The sequence below is a fragment of the Phascolarctobacterium sp. genome, from assembly GCF_045124115.1.
Lineage (GTDB): Bacteria > Bacillota > Negativicutes > Acidaminococcales > Acidaminococcaceae > Phascolarctobacterium_A.
This window is the reverse complement of record NZ_JBGVLF010000043.1, coordinates 1-4244: the sequence shown is the minus strand read 5'-3', so window position 1 is coordinate 4244 and position 4244 is coordinate 1. Positions and strand designations below refer to the sequence as shown.

The 4244-nt window shown below is 41.0% G+C and carries 5 protein-coding genes and 2 pseudogenes; 4 read left to right on the top strand and 3 right to left on the bottom strand.

Annotation, left to right across the window (positions count from 1 at the left end; all coding sequences use genetic code 11):
- Positions 1–246: pseudogene (locus ACJMM4_RS06150) on the bottom strand (hypothetical protein); the annotation flags it as partial.
- Positions 247–1104: 858 nt separating this feature from the next.
- On the bottom strand, positions 1105–1677 hold the full coding sequence (locus ACJMM4_RS06145; protein WP_405383622.1) for an RNA polymerase sigma factor: 573 nt from the start codon (positions 1675–1677) through the stop codon (positions 1105–1107).
- A gap of 260 nt (positions 1678–1937) precedes the next feature.
- Here ACJMM4_RS06145 and ACJMM4_RS06140 point away from each other — a divergent pair, with 260 nt between their 5' ends.
- From ACJMM4_RS06140 to ACJMM4_RS06125, 4 genes are all read left to right on the top strand, one after another.
- Positions 1938–2291, top strand: coding sequence for a hypothetical protein (locus ACJMM4_RS06140; protein ID WP_405383620.1), 354 nt, complete (start codon positions 1938–1940; stop codon positions 2289–2291).
- Between the two features lie 130 nt (positions 2292–2421).
- Positions 2422–2667 carry a hypothetical protein gene (locus ACJMM4_RS06135; RefSeq protein ID WP_405383618.1) on the top strand — a complete coding sequence of 82 codons (246 nt, stop codon included), beginning with the start codon at positions 2422–2424 and terminating at the stop codon, positions 2665–2667.
- Positions 2668–2724: 57 nt separating this feature from the next.
- The gene (locus ACJMM4_RS06130) at positions 2725–3108 is read left to right on the top strand and encodes a hypothetical protein (RefSeq protein ID WP_405383616.1); all 384 of its coding nucleotides are present in this window, start codon (positions 2725–2727) and stop codon (positions 3106–3108) included.
- An 18-nt stretch (positions 3109–3126) separates the two neighbouring features.
- On the top strand, positions 3127–3852 hold the full coding sequence (locus ACJMM4_RS06125) for a hypothetical protein (protein ID WP_405383614.1): 726 nt from the start codon (positions 3127–3129) through the stop codon (positions 3850–3852).
- Positions 3853–3975: 123 nt separating this feature from the next.
- Here the strand turns inward: ACJMM4_RS06125 and ACJMM4_RS06120 are convergent.
- Positions 3976–4244: pseudogene (locus tag ACJMM4_RS06120) on the bottom strand (hypothetical protein); the annotation flags it as partial.

Sequence of the window (4244 nt, the reverse complement as noted above, 5' to 3'; positions counted from 1 at the left end):
GCAGCAGGCGGCGATGCCGACTGCGCGGGAATTGCGGCGCCAAGTGTGGGCTTTAAGGTCTGTAAGTTCTCGACAGGTCTTATAGATTTCGCCCTCTTTGTCCACGTTCAAATGGTAGTCATCGTAGGCTTGACCGTAGCGCCCTGCGGTCCAATGCAGGTAAAGAGTGTCGACGCTGCCTTTGGCTTTGCGTGCCAACGTGAGCAGCTCTTGGTGTTTGATTTGCAGCGGTTTTGCTACCAGCATATTCGTCAGTCCTTTCTGGTAAATACCCCTCAGTCAGCTGCGCCTCTACGAGCCTTGCTGCCAGCTCTCCTCGATAGGGGAGCCAAGGCACTTTCGGATTGCTTCCGAATGGTTACTAGATACTCTAAGTATCCTAGCGGAAAAACGCTGTAGTGTCTCGTTCCCCCTGTTAGGGGGATGTCGCGTAGCGACAAGGGGTTTCTAATGAGCCAAACTCCACATTAACCGGTATCTGCGGAGGAGAGGCTGTGGCTCTAAAAAACCTCTCACTAATATAAATACATTTTTGACACTAAAATTAAACATAAGAAAAAATAAATTTTTTGTTTTACGTGTTTAAAAATTACTTGAAAAATGTATTTATATATATGAGTTCTTCTTTTCTTCCTCTTTTTACTTGGTTTTTCTCCTTCTGTTTCTTCTTGCAGTATTCAAAACAATAGCGTAAGCTATTGTTCTCCTATACTACCTAAAGTTTATATAAATAGTAAAATAAAAACGTCTATCCTAAGATAGACGTTAAATAAGCAAACAAATACTTTTAATTTTTAGAATAATATGCTATAATACTAGCGGACAACCGTGTTGCGGGGTGGCTTGACTGTTATCTGACTGCAAGGAGGTGATGCCCATGAAATGTTTCGATTTCAAAGACCTTATAGCTTTCGGAACTTTCCTCTTGGCGTTGCTGACCTTCATCAAATTGATGGTTTCGTAAAAATTCCTCATAAAAAAGGAATCCCTTCCCCTAAACTTTGACCGGTACAGGAGAAGGAATCCTTCTTAATCTACTTTAGGTCAAACCACCTTGTGGGCGGTTGCCCTTCTACGCTTATTATAGCACAAATATAGATTTTTTCAAGCAAGCTTTTGCTTTTCATGTCTGTGGATGGTTGAACTGTCCGCAGGCTTTTTTTGTGTTATACGTCGTAGTTCTGCAATAGCTCTTCGTTTTGCTTGGTAGATTGCTTGGACGCTATAACCATAGCTTTGTGCTGCTGCTTCCGCACTCATGCCCTGTAGCTCTAGCTTTTCTAATATAGCCCTCTGTAGTGGTGTAAGCTGTTTTAATAACGATTCTAACTGCATTTTATCGTCACTGTCAGCAAAGGTGTCTTTTTCACTATGGATAGCGATAGATTGCTCTTGCAAGTTTTCGAGAGATTCTTGGGTATCAACGGAATGTGTTCTACAAATTTTTTGTAAGAGCGTATAATGGATCCGTTTTTTAATGAAGCCGGGAAGCAGACGGTAGCTGGGTTTATGATAATTTTGGATTGTTTCCAAGAAAATCTCCCAAGCGGTATTCACTGCATCTTCGCCCAAAGTTGCATAGATGTTGCCACACGTTGCTTCTTTGTAGATTAGCGGTTCAAACGCTTTGCACAAGGTATCAATGGCGTGTTGTTCCCCTTTTTGGGCAGCATGAATAAGATTACGCAGTTGTGTTGGCGTAAAATGATTATGTTGTGGTTTGTCAGGTAATTTTTTCGTGATGTCTTCATCGTCCTTTGCATCCGAGAGTCTTGCGGACTCTAAATATGACGGGCGCTCGTACTGTAATACATCGACTGTCGATGGTGTTATTATAGCACAGAAAATTTAGAAAAGTGTCCGTGCGGCAATATATTGCCTAACTGGGCAAGAAAAATTTTCTTTCGTGTATGCTCAAAGCTGTAGAGGTGATGAGCATGGATAAAGCAGTTGAACCACAAAATATTCCGGACAATAGATCTTTTATTATGGCGCAACGTTTAGAAAAATTGCGGGAACGGAGCGATTATACTTATGACGAGCTTTTGGGTTTAGTTTTGATTGGTATGGTTGAGGAAGAGTTGTATTTTACCCATAGGACTTATGAAAGTTTGGTGGAAGGATTGCCTTTTAAAAGCAGGATGCTGCGTTACTATAAAAAGGAGCCTATGAAGATGCCTTTTGGCAAGCTGTTGGCTTTGATTGGGGCGGTGACAGATGATAAAAAAGCTTTTTTGGCAGAGGCGTTGCGGCAGGTGGAAATGATTATGAAGTGTGATGGGAAGAAGTAAAGATTTTATGCGAAAGGGGCAGGCGAGAATGCTTGCCTCTTTTTTTGTGGGGGAGAAATATTATGTCCTGTTTTACGTATAAATGGTGTGGGATAATTTACGTATAGTCAAGCGAAGGGAGTTTTTTGTAATGAATGAAGATTTAGAAGCTAAGCAAATTCCTAATTACGTATATATTAAAGCGTATGACGAGGTTGTTTTTCCCTGTATGCGACTTAGGGGAGTGACTACCTTACAGGCGTGTATTGAACTTTGCCCGCGGTACTACCATTGCGATACTGCAGCGTTTGGCAATGATGCCTTGAAATTTGCGCAGGGAGAATGGGAAGAAGATGAACCTATTTCTTCATACTTGCAGGACAAGTTAGTTTTATAGCGAATAAGTATAGGTAATTTGGTTGTAATATTTTGGGTGGGAAAAGGAGTACCATTTATGGCTAATGTGATTTTTCTAAAAAGCGAAACTAGTATGGTGGAATTGAAGGAAACTCCTTATGATTCTGAAGATATATTTCAAGGGTTAATTGAACAACATCCTGCAATTTTAGCAGGCAGTCAAATTAATCCTGATGATCCATGTCGTTGGATTCTTATTTCTCGTGAAATTGGCGTGCCGCAGGAAGACGGAGGTAGTAATCAATGGTATTTGGACCACTTGTTTATAGACCATAATGCTATTCCAACTTTTGTAGAGGTAAAGCGTTCTAGCGATACGCGTATTCGTCGCGAGGTAGTAGGACAGATGCTTGATTACGCAGCTAATGCTACAGAATACTGGAAGGCAAGCGATTTGCGCCAATTGTACGAAAATAGTTGACACTGTTTAACGGATGATTTGCAGTTAGATAAAGTTGACGATGATGCTTTTTGGGATAATGTGGGGAAAAATTTACAACTTGGCAAGATACGTTTGCTTTTTGTCGCAGATGTCATTCCTAAAACATTGTTAAGCATTATTGAGTTTTTAAACAATCAAATGGTGAACACGGAAGTTTTGGGACTGGAAATCAAACAATATCTTTCTGGAAAGAAGGAGCAAATCTTTGTGCCTAAGATTGTGGGGCAGACTACGCAAGGTACGGATATAAAACATTATTATAGCAAAAAGAAAACTTGGAACAGGGAGATGTTTTTAGGCGAAGTTGCACGAATTGGTGGACGGGAGCAAATGGAGCTTGCAGACCGTTTTATGAGTGATTTTATAGGCGTGGATCCTAAGCATTGTCGTGTTTGGTATGGCAGAGGTGCTACTCATCCTAGCATTGTACTTTGTTTTGATTGGAAAGATGTAACTACGCAGTTTGTAAGTGTGTATCCGTGGGTTAAAGGCGTATATTTGGAATTATACTTTCAATATTTTAAGGAACCATTTAAGAGTGATGAAGGACGTATGTTGTTGAAACGGAGCTTTGATGTTGCTTTAGATGTTGATATTCCTATTGAAAAACTTAAAGGAAGACCTAGTGTAGATTTTGGTCTGCTTCTAGACGAAAACAAGTATCAAGCATTTAAGCAAATTCTTATGGATATGATTGAACAGATTAAGAACTACGAGAAATGAAAAACTGGGGGCATTTGTGATGTTCTTCCCCAGGGCGAGCCAAGATACAAAAGCGTAAAACTCATAACAAAACTAAAACCCCGGAGGAGCGCATCCCCCGGGGTTAAATTTTAGCAGACTATATTAACTTTCTCTTTCTACAGAAATCGCTTTAACTTGTTCAAGAGGCAGTTCTGTAAGCTCCGCAATAGCCTCGTCACTCATGTTTGTACTCCGTTTCAGATTGGTGGCTATAGTTAAAGCCTTTTGCAGCATACCACGAGCCTCACCGCGTGCTTCGCCACGAGCTTCACCGCGAGCCTCACCACGAGCTTCACCGCGTGCTTCAGCTCTTTGTTCAAATCTAGCTATCATCGCATCCATAGTAACCAAACCTCCTTCTTCAACGTCAG

What these genes read in the sequence shown, in the direction of transcription:
- ACJMM4_RS06135 (WP_405383618.1), top strand. Translation starts at nt 2,422, where the DNA reads ATGAATGAAGATTTAGAAGCTAAGCAAATTCCTAATTACGTATATATT.
- ACJMM4_RS06140 (WP_405383620.1), top strand. Translation starts at nt 1,938, where the DNA reads ATGGATAAAGCAGTTGAACCACAAAATATTCCGGACAATAGATCTTTT.
- ACJMM4_RS06130 (WP_405383616.1), top strand. Translation starts at nt 2,725, where the DNA reads ATGGCTAATGTGATTTTTCTAAAAAGCGAAACTAGTATGGTGGAATTG.